Origin of the sequence: Roseibium sp. (genome assembly GCF_965276855.1) — a bacterium.
In the GTDB taxonomy this organism is placed as follows: domain Bacteria; phylum Pseudomonadota; class Alphaproteobacteria; order Rhizobiales; family Stappiaceae; genus Roseibium.
In genome coordinates this window covers 4690136-4706371 of record NZ_OZ255700.1, presented here as the reverse complement: position 1 = coordinate 4706371, position 16236 = coordinate 4690136, and the positions used below count along the sequence as shown (strand labels likewise).

Sequence of the window (16236 nt, the reverse complement as noted above, 5' to 3'; positions counted from 1 at the left end):
CGCCGCCATCAAGAGTGTCACCGCCAAAACTACCCAGCAGGATGTCATCACCATCAAGCCCGGAGACCTGATCATTGCCATCGGTGCCCGCGAGAGTTTAATGTCCAGTGGTTCCTGTGATGACCGAACCGGGGACGCTCGCAAAGGAGAAATCATCTTCAACCAGCGACGCCAGATCTACATTGACAAGAAAGATCCCCCGATCGCTTCCAGCAGTGATCGACGTTCCGTCATTGGTTTGGCTGGATGCCGCAATCAGATCCGCAAAAGTGGAATAAGACCCTTCAATATGGATGACATCGCCGGCCCCAACGCCGGCCTCAAAGTCATCGATCGTATCCCAACCGAAGTCGCCCGAAAAGACGAAGGTGTCATTGCCGGTTTCGCCAATCAGGGTGTCATTGCCCCCCATCCCGTTCAGAACATCATCGCCATTGCCGCCGAACAGCCAGCCCGTGTCAGCGCCCCGGGTCAGGCTGTCGTTGTAGGCTGTTCCGAAGATCGCCTCGATGTTGGTATAGGTGTCGCCGCGGGCTGCCCCGGTGTTCTGGATGCTGTCGGTCAGGTTGACGGTCACCGCGCTTGAAGCGCTCCAGTAGGCCGCCCCGTCCCAGCCCTCACCGCCATCGAGTGTATCTGCGCCGAGGCCGCCGATCAGGATGTCATCCCCGTCAAGGCCGAAGATCTGGTCATCGCCGGCTGTCCCGTTCAGGGTTTCATTGCCGTTCGTCCCGGTGATGACGGACGCGCCCGTCTCCACAGTCAGAACAAAGCTGTCCTCGGCCGCAAGAAGACCGTCCGTGGCACTCACCGTGACCGCAACTTGTCCTGCGGATCCTTGCGGTGGCGTACCGCTGAAGGTGCGGCTGGCTGCATCAAAAGTCAGCCAGGCCGGCAGGGCGGAGCCGTCCGCGAGCGTTGCGCTGAAGGCAAGCGTGTCGCCATCGACATCCGCAAAGCTGGTCTCCGGAACGGTGAAACTCCAGGCCGTCCCTTCCGATCCGGTCTGATCTGCAATGGCCGTTGCAACAACCGGTGCATCATTCACCGGGTCGATGATGAGACTGAAGTTGCTGTCCGCGCTCGCCTGTCCATCGGACGCTGTTACTTTCAGGGTCAGCGTCCCGTTGAAGTCCTGCGGCGGCGTGCCGGCGAAGGTCTGTGTTGCTGCATTGAACGTCAGCCAGGAGGGCAGCGCCGAACCATCACTGAGCGTTGCCGTATAGCTGAGCGCATCCCCATCGGCATCGGTGAAGGTGCCAGATGGAACCGTAAAGCTCCAGGCCGTGTCTTCTGGGCTGGTTTGCTCCGTAAGACCTGTGACCACAACTGGCGCATCATTCACCGGGTTAATCACCAGATTGAAGTTGCTTTCCGCGCTCGCCTGTCCATCGGATGCAATCACTTTCAGGGTCAGCGTGCCGTTAAAGTCCTGCGGCGGCGTGCCGGCGAAGGTCTGCGTGGCTGGATTGAAAGTGAGCCAGGAGGGTAAGGCGGAGCCATTACCAAGTGTCGCTGAATAGCTGAGCACATCCCCATCTGCATCCGTGAAGCTGCCAGATGGAACGGTAAAGCTCCAAGCGGTGTCTTCAAGGTTTGATTGCAAGGCAAGAGGGTTTGACACTACGGGCGCTGAGTTGCTGGTCCCTCCGTTCGCAAGGGTTTCGATTGTTTGTGCATCCCAGCTAGCAAGCGTGACGAGATTGCCTGATTGATCCCAACTCTTCAGCTCGATGCGTTCGAGCGCAGTATTGGTTCCATTCACGTCTGCTGCAAATTGGTTCTTGACCAATACTGATTGACCGGTGGTTACTAAATCAATTTGTAAGTCTGTAAGACCTGTGCCGGCCTTCGACAAAGCAATGTCGCCTTCTGGGATGTTGAATAGTTCCAACACATCCTGCTCTGCGGCAGCACCGATATCCTCTATGACATCGTTACCATCTTGGCGAAAGTAGGCATATCTATCTGAGCCAACTCCACCTAGTAGTGTATCGTCGCCGCTTCCTCCGCCCAGATAGTCGCGACCAGTTCCACCAACCAAGGTGTCATCACCCTGGTCACCGAAAAGCATATCGTCCCCAGCGTCGCCGCGTACCATATCGTTGCCAGCGCTACCAAATACAGTGTCAGCGCCGGAACCACCTGCAAGGACATCGTTGCCCTCCCCACCGCTGACCTCGTCGTTGCCGTCGCCCGCATCGACAGTATCGTTGCCGTCTCCGCCATCTAGTTTGTCGTGAGTTGCCGTCCCGACAATAACATCATCACCGCCCTCGCCAGAGTAATTGGCACCTTCCCCGTTAGGACCTTGTTGTAGATTTGGCTGATCATCGCCTTCAGTTCCTCGTATCGGCGCCCCCGTTGTTCGGATGTTAAAGTCGCCCCAAGAGAAGTTTTCGATAACGAAAGACGCATGATATCCTGTCCAATGAGCTTGGATATCAGCGCCAAATTCAGCTCCTGTGTAGAACGTAAAACCGTAAAGCTTTCCTGTATTTTCATCCAAATACAGTAACTTACCCTGGTCTCCTACGTAATAACTCAGGCCATGCGTTGTCTGGCTTTCATAAAAACTATTGCTAAACTCTACAATGTCATGTTCTAAACGGACCGAATTTGTAAAATTATCGAAAGAATAATCTATTACTTTTGAGAAAATCGCTCCCGAGCCATCGCTGTCTGAGATAATATCTACATTTTGATAAAGCGATACATCCATCTTCTGTGGATCGCTATTGGTATCCACAGGGCTTGTTAATACAACATCGAAGAAACTGTACCCACCACTTGCGTCTCCAGGTGACCACCAATTTCGTTGATCGGAAACAACATCGAACCTCTGGAAAAAATAGTACTCGTCGGAACCGTTTCCGCCTTCCAATCGGTCCTGAATTTCATCGTCGAAGTAGGAGGCTGTGGGTTGGAAAAATGTGTCTAAGACGTTCGTTCCGCCCAGCTGACTACCGGCGACTCCGCCTAGTAATTTGTCGCTGTCAGCCCCACCAAAAAGGGAGTCTGCCTTGTCTCCGCCAATGAGTGTATCCGCTCCAGCCCCGCCGACAAAAACAAAACCATTGCCAGTTTTTTCGTGCTGCGGCAGATCGAAACTATAGAATATTGGATCTACATCCGCTGTTTCCTCGGTAACATCATGTCCACGATTGGTGATATAGCTGTTGAGGATATCTCCGCTAGACGTTCCAAAGACTACGAGCTTGTCCTCTACCAATGTTGTCGTGATGCCATCAGTGAAAAGGTCATTAAAGATTTGCTGCACACCGGAAGCGAGCAAATTCCAATTACCAATGTTTGTTTCAAAGTTGCTATAGAAATTCTCTGTTTTTGCTCGATCTTCAAGAAAATCATCATGGGAGTAGGTCTGACCAAATAACCCACCTTCTGTGAACTCTAAAAGAACTGTCCGCCCAATACCTGACGGATCGATTGCACGTTCTGAAACCGTTTGAGTGATCTCTGTAGAACCATCACTTGATTTAAAATCAAAATTTTCAGGGCGATAATTACCTTGACCTTGATTTTCACGACGAGGCTCTAAGAAAAAATTCTCCAGCCGCATCGTAAAGGGGCTGCCTAATCCTGGGTTAGGATTTCTCTCTATGACAAATTTCGCCTCGTTGTTTATTTGAAATGCAGTATTTCCCCAGATGAATACGCGTTCCGCGTAGTTTCCAGACCCATCATTCCAATCCTTTTGATCAACAAGCAATCCATAGCTCGAGAACCCAAGGAAATTTGCAGCGACACCCTTTTCTAATTCTATTTTGTTAGTACCATCGTCGGTGTAAAACGACAGGAACATTTCATTGGCGCTCGCAACATCAAGCGACATAAATGCATCGACCAACCCGATGTTTGAAGCCAATGCAAATCGACCAGGCCCTTGTTCACCAGTCATGTAATCCACTGTGTTAACAGTCTCCGAAGTGACACTATTATTACTTCTTATCAAATTTCCATTCGAAAAATCAGTTGTCACACTCTCTGATCCATACATATACAAGGATATTACTTATGAAATATTTGGAAGAGACACTTCTATCGCCCTTTCAGATCTTCTGATACTTTATAGGAGTTATCGACAACCCAGACCATGCTGGAGGGTGGTCGGCTGGTTACGGTCTGATCGTTTTTGGAATAGTGGAAATGCACGGATATCCCGACAAAACCGCACAGTCCGTCAATGTATCGCTCAGTTAGCGAAAGCGGTTTGCCGGACAAAGTACCCGGGTAGTAGCGACAACAGTCAGGATAGAATTCGAGATACTCTTCTGGGTCCGAAAATTGAACAATTGGGTAGGTTTCACGGTTACCGTTTTCACCAATGACTGATACGATTCCCTCACCTCCGTAATTTTCAAGCAGGTGAGTAACTGTTTCCCAACGAACACGATCGACATCGAGAGATGCACAAAGTGCATCAGCATGAGATATGTGCCTGTAAATCCCGACGACTGCTCCCACCACTAGCAAAGATGTCACGCTTGAGAGCAAAATGCGTCGAAATTTATTGCCGAAGATCTGATCAAACATGTCTTTTAACGCGGTATAGCTAGGAAAGGTCGCTTCTGATTTTGTCCAACCGTGCAGAGGTCACTTCAATAAGTAAGCCAGTTCGGAAAAGAGTGGTGACAGAAGATCGGCTACACTGTGGTCATGCCATTCTCCCGGTCATCAACATCTGATCAAACGTCTACCCACAAACACTACAAAAGCCTGCGCTCCTGCTGCTTGCGTGCCCGTAAGCTGATCCTGTTTCAACCTGATCTTGAGACGGTGTCCATTCCCGACATGCATTGGCCCTGCCCCACTCGGCACCATAGTCGGCGCCACCGTCGCACACCCCAAGGCTGCGCAACAAGAATGTGAAATACCAATAGCTGCGGATACACCGTCAAAATTGCCAATAAACATTGCGACCGGTCTCGTGCGCGGCGGCGGTTTCATTGGCGTCTTTGTCAGGCGGCGGGTCCTATCTTTTCCCAATGACGATGGCAGCGACCGCTTTTTACCCTTAACGCAACGCCCGCCCCTCCACGGCGCCTCCCGGAACTGCCGGACAAGGGTGAACCGCTTCCCGCCACTCCCTGCCAGCAGGCCGACAAAAGAAGACATCGGACACCGACACGGCGCGCCGCGTCAGGCTAGGGCGCTGCGCTCCGCGCCAAGCAGGATGGCTGGCCTCACTGCACCAGCCCCAGCGTTTGCGCGCAGGCCCGCTCTTCCCGGCACGTGTCAATGAAGCTGTCATAAACGCGCTGCGCATCAAAGTACCGGGTTTTGAAACGCTCGGCCCGTTCGGTGAGAACAGTGACCGTTTCGTTCAGGGCATCCACCTGCCGCAGGACCCGTGCATGCTCTTCATTGGCGGTGTAGCGGGTCTCAATCGTCTCGCGCAGCTCGACGACGGTCGTATTCACCGCATCCAGCTGGTTCTGCAGGTCCTTGTACTCAGACACCGGTACCGTGGTTTCACGGAGCTGCGCCAGCGTTTCATTGAGACCGTCCTGATGCAGCCCCTTCACGGCATTAGTGTTCAGGGTCAGGCGGCGCGACCGCACTTTTCCCAAAGCCCATGGCAACAGGAACAGGTTTATTCTCGACTCACCGCCGCTCCCCCAACAGTTCCTTCAGGAACTGCCGGACCTGATAAACCCGCTTGCGCGCGAGCGGTTCAAAGATCTTCAAATGGTCGGAGATCTCGCGATAGGCGCGGTGATGGTGAAAGCGCAGGTAATAGGAAGAGCGGAAGTGGGGCGACAGACCCGCCAGGATGTCCGCCGCGTGCTCCCGCAACCTTGCGCGGTTCAACAAGGGCTGTCGCGATGCCGGGTCGGCATTCTCGGCAAAACCCGGATGCCAGCCGGGCTTTGGGTGATTCTGTGGGCGGGATACTGGGCGGGTTCCTGGGTAACACTCTGGGCGGTTGAGCGTTGGCCTGATTGGCTTGGCCTGCGCTGCCCCGAAAAAGCCCCAAAAAACCACTGCTGTTCAACTTGACTGACCTCGCGTCAAGGTTGGTAGGGGCGCTTTCCTCACGCAAAAGCCCTAAACCCAACGAACATCCGTTTTTTTGAAGACCTCCGATAACCTTGAGATTTTTCATGTTGCCATTTGACGAAGACTATTATCTTGCCAAGAACCCGGATGTCGCCGCTGCAATTTCAGCCGGCCACCTGTCGAGTGCGCTTCAGCATTACCAGCAAAACGGCTTTCGCGAAGGCCGGGACCCGCATCCCTTCTTCGACACGTCTTACTATCTGGAGACGTACCCGGACGCGGCGGCAGCGGGTATCAATCCGCTTGATCATTTCAACGGCCACGGCGAGGCTGAAGGCCGCGCCCCGAACGCGTTTTTCGATGCCGCTTATTATCTGGAACAGAACCCGGATGTCGCAGCCGCTGGTATTGACCCACTGGAACATTACCTGGACTACGGCGGCCGCGAGGGGCGCGACCCGGGCCCGGCCTTCGACAGCGCCCATTACAATCAGCAAAACCCCGATGTCGTGGCAGCCGGTCTCAACCCGCTGGCGCATTATCTCGCCTACGGCCGGGATGAAGGCCGCGCGCCGCATGACCAGTTGGGTTTTTACCTGTCTGGCGCAAAATACAGCGACAGTGCGGGTTCTACTGTCTCAGGCGCCGGAGATATGAACCATGATGGATTTGATGATCTAATTGTAACTGCGCCAAGCGCGGGCTTTTGGGGGCAAACATACGTTTTGTATGGGAGCGACCAAGTCTTCAGTTCAACGATTGAATTGAACGCCTTCGATGGCAGCCAGGGGTTTGTAGTGAATGGTCACGCAGACGCAAAACGCATACAGGCGATTTCAGATGTCGGTGATTTTAATGGTGATGGAATATCTGATGTAATCTTCGGATCCGATACTTCATATCAAGGCCTAAATTTCGGTGCTGGTGCCGCCTATGTCCTTTTTGGAAACAATCAGGGTTTCGACGCTGCTTTTGACCTCACCAGCCTTAATGGTGCCAACGGTTTCGTCCTGCGTGGCATCGAGAAGGACAATTACACGGGGCACTCCGTCTCCGGCGCGGGTGACGTGAATGGTGATGGGCTCTCCGATGTTCTGATTGGGGCCTACAACGCTGCTCCGGGCGGACGCGTAAGCGCCGGGGAGACCTATGTTGTTTTTGGAAGTGCTCAGGGGTTTAACGCTTCCATGGACCTGAGTGCGCTTGATGGCACAAACGGCTTTGTCATCAACGGGGCTTCAGCAGAAGAAGACAGTGGACGTGCTGTGTCTGGCGCCGGTGATTTTAACGGCGACGGGATCGATGATATCCTGATCGGAGCACCCGCTGCTGATCCCAACGATATTTTGAACGCGGGAAATGCATATGTTGTCTATGGCAGTGCAATCGGCTTTGGCGCCTCCATTGAGTTGAGCAGTCTTGATGGGACAAATGGATTTGTTTTGCAGGGTTATGCGGGGATTGGATTAACTGGAAAATCTCTTTCAGTTGCCGGTGATGTGAATGGGGATGGTATCTCTGATATTGTGATTTCAGCGCACCACGCGTACACCAACGGCAATATTATGGCTGGCGAAACTTATGTGGTTTTCGGCAACCAAGAGGGTTACGGCGGTTCACTGGATCTAAGCAAGCTCGATGGGACAAACGGGTTTGTTCTGAGGGGCATCGATGCCGAGGATTGGAGCGGTTTTTCCGTTTCAGGCGCGGGAGACATCAATGGCGACGGCCTGGCAGACTTTCTTATAGGTGCACCGAACGCGGATCCGACCGATCAAGAGAATGCTGGAGAAACCTATCTTGTATTCGGCAACGCAGAGGGTTTTGGTCCAATCATCGACTTGAGCAGCCTGAATGGAGAAAATGGCTATATCCTGAATGGCAACAACGCCAATGCGAAGAATTATCCGGGACGTCCGATGTATGATGGTGCCGGGCGGTCCGTAACCGGAGCAGGTGATGTGAACGGCGATGGTATCGACGATCTAATGATTGGGGCCTTCAATTCGGAACTCGGCGCGACCTCAGCCGGCAATGGCGCTTACGTTGTTTTCGGTGGCGAGACCCTTGGCCGATTTGACGCCCTTGATGGCACCTCCGACGGCGAGATCCAGCTTGCGCTAATTGGCCACGGGTACGACCTTTAGGGCGGCCGTCACACCCGTACAAACTGAGGAAACGCCCGGACAGTCTGGCAGATCTCGGCCGACGACGTCTCCCGCGTTGAAAGGCACAGGGCTGCGGATGGCCCGCGTGCAGTCTCAGCCCACTTGGGCTGTCGTTCCGCCCCGACCCGCCTCTCCGCGCGCGAAACCACAGCACACACACCGAAAAGGGCCGGCCATCTTGCATTACCGCGCCGGGCCGGTTCCCGCCGTTGGCAAGCGCACGACATTGCCTGCCCCGTCCGGATCCGGCGGCCCGGAATCAAGCACCACCCGGATGCCCTGGCGCACCACCAGCCGCCCGCCCGGACGGGTTTTTAAAGCCGCATCAAAGACCAGCTTGATCAGCTGATAGCTCTGGGCCGCGGCCAGCAGCTCCAGGAATCCGCGCCCGTCCGGGCTCCAGACTTCCAGGCGAAAGCCGAGCCCGGCCAGATGCCGGTCCGCGCCGGATGGGGTGAGCAGCCGCCGGGCAATTTTCTCGGCCGTCTCCGGCCGCAAGGTGACCATTCGGCCGCGCGCGGCCCGGGCCCGGATCAACCGGGCCAGCTCTTCTTCCGTTGTCCAATCCGCGCTCATGTTCTTCTTATGTTCTCAAGTCGCAAAAACCGTCAAGCGCCGATCCGGAAAAGCTCACATCGCATTCAGGGCTGCCCCTGGCTCGGCCTCTTTGCCGCCGATTGCCCCTTCAAAGGTGGCACATCTTCCGGTAAAGCTGGGCGCCTGTTGCACCCCGGGAAAAGAGGCACTGGCATGTCCAGGATCAAAGAGAGTGACGATGAAACGCGGGATTTGGGGAACGCGCTTCTAGCCTTTGCCCGGGCCGTTCATCAACTGGCCCCGGACTGCCTCGACCCGGCGATTGCCGCTGCCTACGATGCGCTGGACGCGGAAAAGGCCAAACGCTCGAACACCTGCGCAGGTCCGGGCCGATCTGAGGACCGGATATGAAGCTCTGGAGCGTGCCGAGGGCTAGGGAACACCGGTGATTATACTGAAACCAAAGCTGCAATGAGGCCGGACAGCGGCTGGGGTTTGGGGCCCGTCTCAAACTGGTACGGATGGTCTGGCGGGTCAGGTTGCGATCTTCAGGTTAGGACCCAAAAACATAACCGGCGCTCAGGCCGAGGATCGCGCTCAGGCATAAAAACCCCATTACAAACAACACAACGGCCTGCCTGGCCCGCTCGTGGTTCCGCATGATCCCTCGCTGAAACGCTTGACCGATATTTTACGCTAGGGAACTTTCATGGATCAGGCGTTTCGGCGCTATTCGACTTTCGCACACAAGCCCGTGCGCGACGGGCGCCCCCAAAAGACCGCCTGCCTGCCGCAAGGGGACTGGTTTGATATCGCTTTCTAGTGCCGAAACTGCGCCCGCCTGGGCCAGTGCCGATTTGAAAAATTTCTAAACGCTCTCTTACCGCAACCGTTGAATTTTCCGATAGAACGCTACGTTTTTCTTGGGGTTTTCCTGATTAGACTTGGCCTTCGATATCAGGGGGACAAGTGGTGTCACAGGACGTTTTTATAGATCAACCGCCCGCGTTCGATGGACCGGTCGTGGATGCAGCCACGTTTTTAAGCCGGGTCCAGCGGTATCTGGACATGGCCCAGTTCCGGGATGTCGCCGTCGATCTGGCGGACGGCCGCCTGTTCCTCCTGTCCGAAAGCCGGTTTGAGGACCTGATCGTTTATGGGCATCACCCTCTTGCCTGGCTGATCGAAATCAGCAGTTATCCGGCCCACACAACGCGTTATGGCACAACGCTTGAGGATCTGGAGACCCTGATCAACCATTGGTGCGGTTCGATCACCGATCAGACCGGCCGGCCGCACATCGTTCTGGATGCCTGGATGTATGACCAGTTCCGGCAAAAACAGCCCATCGCGTGTGCCGCAGGCCCGCATTCGGCCCCGGAGGTCCGGACAGCACCGGCGAGACCTGAGCCCGCAATCTCTGCCTCGCTCATTTGCCTGGAGACATATCGCACGACCGGGGAGCGCCGTCCGCCCGGTCCCGCTGCGGGCTGATATCACCTCATGGCGGACAAGCTGGATCCCGTTTTGTTCAATAACATGCTTCTTGAAGCCACAAATGGCGGCTTTTCTGAAACGAAAACCATCGGCACCTAACCATCTTTTCCAGACTTCTTTTTCAGCCGCTCATTGCGATCCGCATCCACACGTTCGGCCCATTTTCGTGTGACCATACCGCCCCACAGCAAGGCAGACGGAACAGTTGCCATCACGATTGGACCGATCACGAGCTCACGAAGATATGCCCCTGTCCACCGTCCAACGCCCAAAAAAAAGAAAAATGTCCAGCAAAAGACAAAAAGAAGAATGACTGATTTGGGAAAATTGATGCGCACCGCGCGATGCTCCTTATTTCTCCAACCGTTTGATCCACGATCCGACCCAACCGCGGTACGTCTGACCCAAATGCCATGAGCAATAAAGGATCAGCGTGTAGAGCAGCCCATCGGCATCGGAGACGTCATACCCGGCATACCGGCCATAGGATGTGATCCCACCCGCGACGAGCATCAACGTCAAAAAGCCACATACAAAAAGGGCACCTCTGCCACGCCCGGAACTGTGAAGCATCTTCAAAAACAGCACCGCAAGTCTCCTTTATTCCACCATGCTGTGCCTCCGCGACATGTCGACAGTCGACGCCACAAGACCGGCGGAACTCGCTATCAGATTTTTTAAGAAAAATTTGCACAACGACCAAAAGCCGTCATGAGCTGCCAAATACTTTGCAATGCGCGCCATTTCAAGAAGCAGACAGATGCAACTTGATCGACAGACCTTTTGGGCAGCTGTCTGGCCCGATCCTGCGCAAGATTGCCTTTTTCAGTCATTCGGTGGATGCGTTGTTGCGGTATTTTTTTTTGATGGCAGGGCTTCGAACTTGTCGGACAGTTTGTTGGTCGCATCCAGAAGCCGCAGTTCGACTTCCCGGAGATGTTCCCGGCTGGCGTATTCCTCTGCCACCTTCAGGCGGAATTCATTAAGGTCCCGCCGGACGCCTAAGATCGCGGCAATAGCAACCACCACGCCCCGCCAAGCGCGCCGCTGATAAAGGCCAGCCCCAGTAACTGTTCCCACGTGATTAGACCTTCCATCACCTGCACCCCAGCCGTTTGCCGTTACGGTCATTGCCGGCGACGCGTTCCGCCCCGCCGCGATCGATCCTGATGAGGGCTGCAAATCCCGCCGGGCTCAAACTATTCGCTGTGAAACCCTTGCAAGACCCGGCAGTCGTCAAGGTCTCACACCCGGTGAGACCGGCGGAAATACTCAAGACACAAGTGATCGTCTTCAAGATTCTGCAAAAAGGCATCGTCAAACGCCCTTAAAATGGCTGTCGCGCAAACTGTGAGAGCTTCATCACCGCCCGTTCGACCAGACACCCCGACCAAAAGAGAAACGGCAGGAAATATTTCCTGCTGGCTGACCGTTGTCCGGTTTGGCCTCTGGCCCCAAGTCAGGCGAACTGGAAGTCGTCCTGATGCAGACCCGTCACGGCAACATTGTCGAATGTTAGGCGCATATTCGCACTGATATCCATCTCCGTACGGCTGCCGGACTGGCTCGCGACCGCCAAGACTGCGAAAAAGCTTGAGAGGATCCCATCGAAGCTGAAATGCCGGTTTCTGAAATCAGTGTTTACCTTCCGGACAGGTTGGTCCCCGATACTCTTTTACCAGCAAACAGTGATTTGGATGCGGATGGTACACTGGCGGCAAGTGAGGTTCCGTGTGTAGTTCGAGCGCAAGGACGTCAGTTTCAGAAAAGGCACCTCAAGTAGGGAAGAGCATTGGATGACGCTTATAACTGAGCGCCAGATTGGGATTTATAGCGATTTTTTTTAAAAACTTCGATGCCAACGCCGGGAAGAATTGGAGCTTATTATGACTGTGCTCAATATCAGTCTGACAGAGATACTTACAACCAAGCTCACCAATCCCGGCGCTTATGCGTATGCCGTTTACTTCGCACCAGGAACAGATGGAACAATCCAGCCCTACTGGACAACACTCATCAACAATGGGGTTGTCAATGGAGTGAGCTCTATCGACGGGCAATCAGGTTACTCTGCAACACTGGATCTCCCAGAGCCTTATAGTGGCGGCAAGGTTTATGTACTTGTCCAAAGTCAATCTCCTTCCGCAACCCAGACTGATCTCACAAGTATCATCACCAAAGAGAGCGACATTAACTGGGAGAATGCGCAAACCAATCAGTACCGCGTCGACAGTTTTGAAGTCTCCCTGCTTAACCAGACAGGGGATGCTGGAAACCTCACCTCTGTGCAGGGCTTCGGGCTGCCGATGGAGCTCTACATCCCATATGGACAGGACAGTTCCGGGGCACTGATCACGCAGAGCAGAGGGTACGATGTAGACGGCGAGACGATTTTCAAGTCAGTTTCGGATATCCACGCAAATGCGGTTGAAAAATTCACAACCGGGCCGCTGGCCGGGACCTTTCGCGCTGCGATTTCGCCTGCCGAGGCGGTCGCGCTGGCCGAGCAAAACCAGATCCCGGATGTCTTTTCCCAATCCGACTGGACCGCATATGTCGACAGCTTAAAAAAAGACACAGGCATTATGCTCTCGGGGTTCTTCAATGGAGCTGCCGATGCCAACGGGATTTATCACAATGGCGGCTTTTTCGGATACGAGCTGGAGTGGTCTGCAACAGATAACGCGTTCTGGCTCGATCCTGTCGCTGAAAGTCATATTAAGGGCTCAATAAAGATCACTGCTGAGCAACTTGCCAACAGCATCTATTCGACCCTTGGCGATGTCGAAATCTATTCAAACCGCGACGATGAAACGCCCTACACGATCCAGGGGGCTTCCAGTTCTGAGATGAACACCGGGGCCAACAATCAATGGGGTACGGTTCTCACCCAGGTATTGACCGGCTTCACCGGCGGTTATTATGGAACATCTGGCAAATCGCTCAATGCTGATGTTACTGAGAGCATTGATCTGAACAAGAACTGGAACTGGGATCCGACCTACGCCTTCGGCAAAAACCTTTCCGGTGATGCTGCAGTCTTTCAGGATCCGTACGCAGAACTCTTTTTCTTCAAGTCGAATTCATACGGATCCGGTTACTCCGACAATCTGATGAGTGCCTATGCGGAAGGCGGGCCTCTCATTCCAGTCTATTACAATGGCGCCAACGTCCAGACGATTGATCTGACCATTTACGATGATAGTGAGACGCCGTCCGGGTACACCCAGCCTGTCATTTATAATTACATCGCCCCGCCAGGACACAGCGATCTGTTTCGTGACCAGTTCGATGAGACATCCTATTCGCCTGCTGATTTGAGCAACCTAAAAGGCGCAAACATAAGTCTTAATTTTTTTAATCAGAACATCATCTTGAAGGATGATACCCCGGTTGCCCTCAAAGTGTTTGTTGGCAATGAGGACGGTATTCCGACGTTCCGCACGATTGAGTTTCAACCGGGCGCCAACGAAACGCTCTGGCAGAATTGGACGATTATAGAAAACACCACAACGGGAGCATGGGAGGCTCAATCCGGTCCGGCACAGACTGATGGAGCCATGGTCATCTCCAGCATGCCCATCGCCGAAAATGGGACGGTTTGGTATCAGCTGGTCATCGGTTCGGGAGATACCGCGAAAACAGTCAACGTCTACGCAGAGACACAGGGCAGCCTGTTTGTGAATCCTGCTGTATCCGGACAAAGCGGCAGCGTCGCAGCTGATGGTCTGGTCATGGTCTCGCCGGAAACGTCAACAGCGGACACGATTGTCAATTTTGCCTTGGACTTTCTCTACAGCGGCAGCACGACGTTGCATCCCTCCCTGTTTACCTGGAATTCCAATAAGACACATCTTTCTAACCTGGCTGAGCCGGACGCCGTTGTCGCAGGTGTCTTGGGCGAGAGTGGTTTCGAGGCCATCGCCGGACAAACCAATGTCGATACAAATGCTGTGACAACCAGTCAGGCAAACTTGGTGTTCGGCTGGACCGGAGAAAACCCGAATGCGACTTCCGGATCAAATGAGTGGCTGAAGGACTACACCAACAAGATCAGTGCGCAAAACCTGGCGCAAATTAGCTTTACGCAGACGGGTAGTCCGGACCTCGCACCGGTCTTGTCCACTGCCGATATTGACGGTCGATGGAGCACGGCGACCGGTAAGGCGCTGGGCAATGGTACCTACACGGTGCTGATGACCGAATACTTCAACACAGGCAATCAAGTGGGCGGCCAGATTGGCCGGACGTCGAAGGAACTCACGGTCACGGTTGCTCTGGATGAGTTGTCTCTCGTGCAATCGTCGACCAATGCCGGCCTGACCTTTGAAACCGCTTCAAATCCTGGCAATCTATCCAGCGGCAATTGGGTTGAGTTTACCCTTGGCGCGCAAGGTCCAGCGTCCGGCTCCGCCGTCCTGCTCTATATCGTGGATGCATCTGGCAATTATGTCGGCCGTGATGGTGCAACAGGTGGAGATGTCACCCTTGCGGAGGCCATCCGGGGTGTTCTAGGTGGCGGGCAATCGGGAGCGGCCGCAGCCCAGCAGTCTGTTTATCTGGAGGCGGGGCAAGAGATCCGTTTCGCACAGTTGTCCGGTCAAGACACGGTCGACACCACCGTGACAGCTACGTTCCAGGCCGCCGCCGGTGACGGATATGACATTACCTTAGGCGATGTCACGCTCAGTGCGGCAGTTCAAAACACTCTGGATGAAGCAGCTATCCTCGCCGACGCGCAGCGGCAAACCGACATTCCGCTTGTATATCTGGAACAGGGCACACTCCATGATATCACTGCGTCGGGTGCTAGCACTTTGCATCACATGTTTGGTTTTGTACGCGTAGATGTTGGAACCGACGGCAGCTTGAAGATTGACGGAAAAACGCTGGCAGAAGTCCGGGCATTGGGGGCCAAAGCCAAGGACCTTGTGGATGGCGGTTTTGAATATCTCTATTCAGGAACTTCGGCGACGGCGGCTTGGACGGTATCGGGTGCTACAGGTTTCTATGCCCCGATCTTCTTTTCTGACGATGGGTCGCCGTACTTCATCGGTGACAGCACTCTGGATGGTGCTGGCCAGATCCGGATCTTGGGAGAGAACACGTTCGGTCTTGAAAACGGCGCTGGAACAGGCGGGGCTGACGCGGATTATGCAGATCTTGTCCTCACGTTTGACACAGGCCGGAGCGCAACCGGAAACGATTTGGTCGCCGGCAGCGGCAATGATGATATCCTTCTTGGCAGTTCCGCCAACTACGCGCTGAATGGCGGCAACAAACTGGACACGGTTGTCTATGACCGCACGAAGGATGACGTGGGACTGACAGGCACCCGAAGCGGGGTCACTGTTACGGATGGGGATGGTACAGATACGCTGGTCGCGGTTGAACTGGTTGTATTTACTGGCGCGAACGGAACAGGTCAGGACCGGGTTATGGTCATCAATCCTGACAGTTCAACGGTAACCGGAACCTATGGATTTAACGAGGCGGCTTATCTGAGCAGCCATGCGGATGTTGCAGCAGCTGTTGCAGCTGGTGCGTTTTCAAGTGGTGCGCAACACTATGCATTACATGGCAATTCTGAGAGCCGTGCCGCGGACCTTCTGTTCGATGCAGAGTTTTATCTCGCGGACAATACGGATGTCGCAGCCGCGGTCGCGGCCGGCATTTTTGCCTCGGCCTCAGAGCACTACGAGTTGTTCGGCTCTTCCGAGAACAGGTCCGTCAATCCGCTATTTGATCCAGAGTATTATCTGGCGCAAAACACGGATGTTGCTCAAGCGATTGTCAACGGTGTGTTCGTCAGCGCTTATCAGCATTTCCTCAATCACGGCGATCAGGAAGGCAGAGCTGCGTCGATCCACTTTGACACTACCACGTATCGAAACGAGCAAGGATTGGACAGCAGCACAAGTGCGCTGGAACACTTCCTTCTTCTTGGCCTCCCACAAGGCACAACGGCTCCCACCGCAGCGGATTTTAACGCAAGTGGGCTGGTTTGAGGTAC

Annotated in this window: 12 protein-coding genes; 4 read left to right on the top strand and 8 right to left on the bottom strand. The window is 54.3% G+C overall.

Going from position 1 to position 16236, the window contains the following annotated elements; all coding sequences use genetic code 11:
* Positions 1-97 precede the first annotated feature (97 nt).
* The 4 genes from ACQY4Z_RS21780 to ACQY4Z_RS21765 all read right to left on the bottom strand — a co-directional run bounded on the left by ACQY4Z_RS21780 (position 98) and on the right by ACQY4Z_RS21765 (position 5832).
* Positions 98-3919 (bottom strand): putative Ig domain-containing protein, encoded by a 3822-nt coding sequence (locus ACQY4Z_RS21780; protein ID WP_428529634.1) that lies wholly within the window; start codon positions 3917-3919, stop codon positions 98-100.
* Positions 3920-4059: 140 nt separating this feature from the next.
* Positions 4060-4554, bottom strand: a complete 495-nt coding sequence (locus tag ACQY4Z_RS21775; protein ID WP_428524763.1) for a hypothetical protein — start codon at positions 4552-4554, stop codon at positions 4060-4062.
* 650 nt (positions 4555-5204) lie between these two features.
* Positions 5205-5582, bottom strand: a complete 378-nt coding sequence (locus tag ACQY4Z_RS21770; RefSeq protein ID WP_428524761.1) for a hypothetical protein — start codon at positions 5580-5582, stop codon at positions 5205-5207.
* Positions 5583-5625: 43 nt separating this feature from the next.
* Entirely contained in the window at positions 5626-5832 is a 207-nt protein-coding gene (locus ACQY4Z_RS21765; protein ID WP_428524759.1) for a hypothetical protein, read from the bottom strand.
* Positions 5833-6125: 293 nt separating this feature from the next.
* On the opposite strand from ACQY4Z_RS21765, the gene ACQY4Z_RS21760 reads away from it, so the two are divergent.
* Positions 6126-8168 (top strand): integrin alpha, encoded by a 2043-nt coding sequence (locus tag ACQY4Z_RS21760; RefSeq protein ID WP_428524757.1) that lies wholly within the window; start codon positions 6126-6128, stop codon positions 8166-8168.
* Positions 8169-8372: 204 nt separating this feature from the next.
* Here the strand turns inward: ACQY4Z_RS21760 and ACQY4Z_RS21755 are convergent, their stop codons facing one another.
* Entirely contained in the window at positions 8373-8765 is a 393-nt protein-coding gene (locus ACQY4Z_RS21755; RefSeq protein ID WP_428524755.1) for a hypothetical protein, read from the bottom strand.
* A 174-nt stretch (positions 8766-8939) separates the two neighbouring features.
* Between ACQY4Z_RS21755 and ACQY4Z_RS21750 the strand changes: the two genes are divergently transcribed.
* Together ACQY4Z_RS21750 and ACQY4Z_RS21745 are read left to right on the top strand one after the other, a co-directional pair.
* Complete coding sequence (locus ACQY4Z_RS21750) at positions 8940-9137, top strand: hypothetical protein (RefSeq protein ID WP_428524753.1); 198 nt, start codon at positions 8940-8942, stop codon at positions 9135-9137.
* A 561-nt stretch (positions 9138-9698) separates the two neighbouring features.
* Positions 9699-10220 (top strand): hypothetical protein, encoded by a 522-nt coding sequence (locus ACQY4Z_RS21745; RefSeq protein ID WP_428524751.1) that lies wholly within the window; start codon positions 9699-9701, stop codon positions 10218-10220.
* 98 nt (positions 10221-10318) lie between these two features.
* On the opposite strand, the gene ACQY4Z_RS21740 is transcribed toward ACQY4Z_RS21745, so the two are convergent.
* The 3 genes from ACQY4Z_RS21740 to ACQY4Z_RS21730 all read right to left on the bottom strand — a co-directional run bounded on the left by ACQY4Z_RS21740 (position 10319) and on the right by ACQY4Z_RS21730 (position 11354).
* Entirely contained in the window at positions 10319-10561 is a 243-nt protein-coding gene (locus tag ACQY4Z_RS21740; RefSeq protein WP_428524749.1) for a hypothetical protein, read from the bottom strand.
* 13 nt (positions 10562-10574) lie between these two features.
* Positions 10575-10811, bottom strand: a complete 237-nt coding sequence (locus ACQY4Z_RS21735; RefSeq protein ID WP_428524747.1) for a hypothetical protein — start codon at positions 10809-10811, stop codon at positions 10575-10577.
* 237 nt (positions 10812-11048) lie between these two features.
* A complete protein-coding gene (locus ACQY4Z_RS21730; protein WP_428524745.1) occupies positions 11049-11354 on the bottom strand; it encodes a hypothetical protein in 306 nt (101 codons plus the stop codon).
* Between the two features lie 755 nt (positions 11355-12109).
* Between ACQY4Z_RS21730 and ACQY4Z_RS21725 the strand changes: the two genes are divergently transcribed.
* The gene (locus ACQY4Z_RS21725; RefSeq protein WP_428524743.1) at positions 12110-16231 is read left to right on the top strand and encodes a hypothetical protein; all 4122 of its coding nucleotides are present in this window, start codon (positions 12110-12112) and stop codon (positions 16229-16231) included.
* The last annotated feature ends 5 nt before the right edge of the window (positions 16232-16236 follow it).

Bases quoted from the DNA above. Each gene is read 5' to 3' on its own strand.
- ACQY4Z_RS21780 (WP_428529634.1), bottom strand. From the start codon at position 3,919: ATGACTGGTGAACAAGGGCCTGGTCGATTTGCATTGGCTTCAAACATC.
- ACQY4Z_RS21775 (WP_428524763.1), bottom strand. From the start codon at position 4,554: ATGTTTGATCAGATCTTCGGCAATAAATTTCGACGCATTTTGCTCTCA.
- ACQY4Z_RS21760 (WP_428524757.1), top strand. From the start codon at position 6,126: ATGTTGCCATTTGACGAAGACTATTATCTTGCCAAGAACCCGGATGTC.
- ACQY4Z_RS21755 (WP_428524755.1), bottom strand. From the start codon at position 8,765: ATGAGCGCGGATTGGACAACGGAAGAAGAGCTGGCCCGGTTGATCCGG.
- ACQY4Z_RS21750 (WP_428524753.1), top strand. From the start codon at position 8,940: ATGTCCAGGATCAAAGAGAGTGACGATGAAACGCGGGATTTGGGGAAC.
- ACQY4Z_RS21730 (WP_428524745.1), bottom strand. From the start codon at position 11,354: ATGACCGTAACGGCAAACGGCTGGGGTGCAGGTGATGGAAGGTCTAAT.
- ACQY4Z_RS21725 (WP_428524743.1), top strand. From the start codon at position 12,110: ATGACTGTGCTCAATATCAGTCTGACAGAGATACTTACAACCAAGCTC.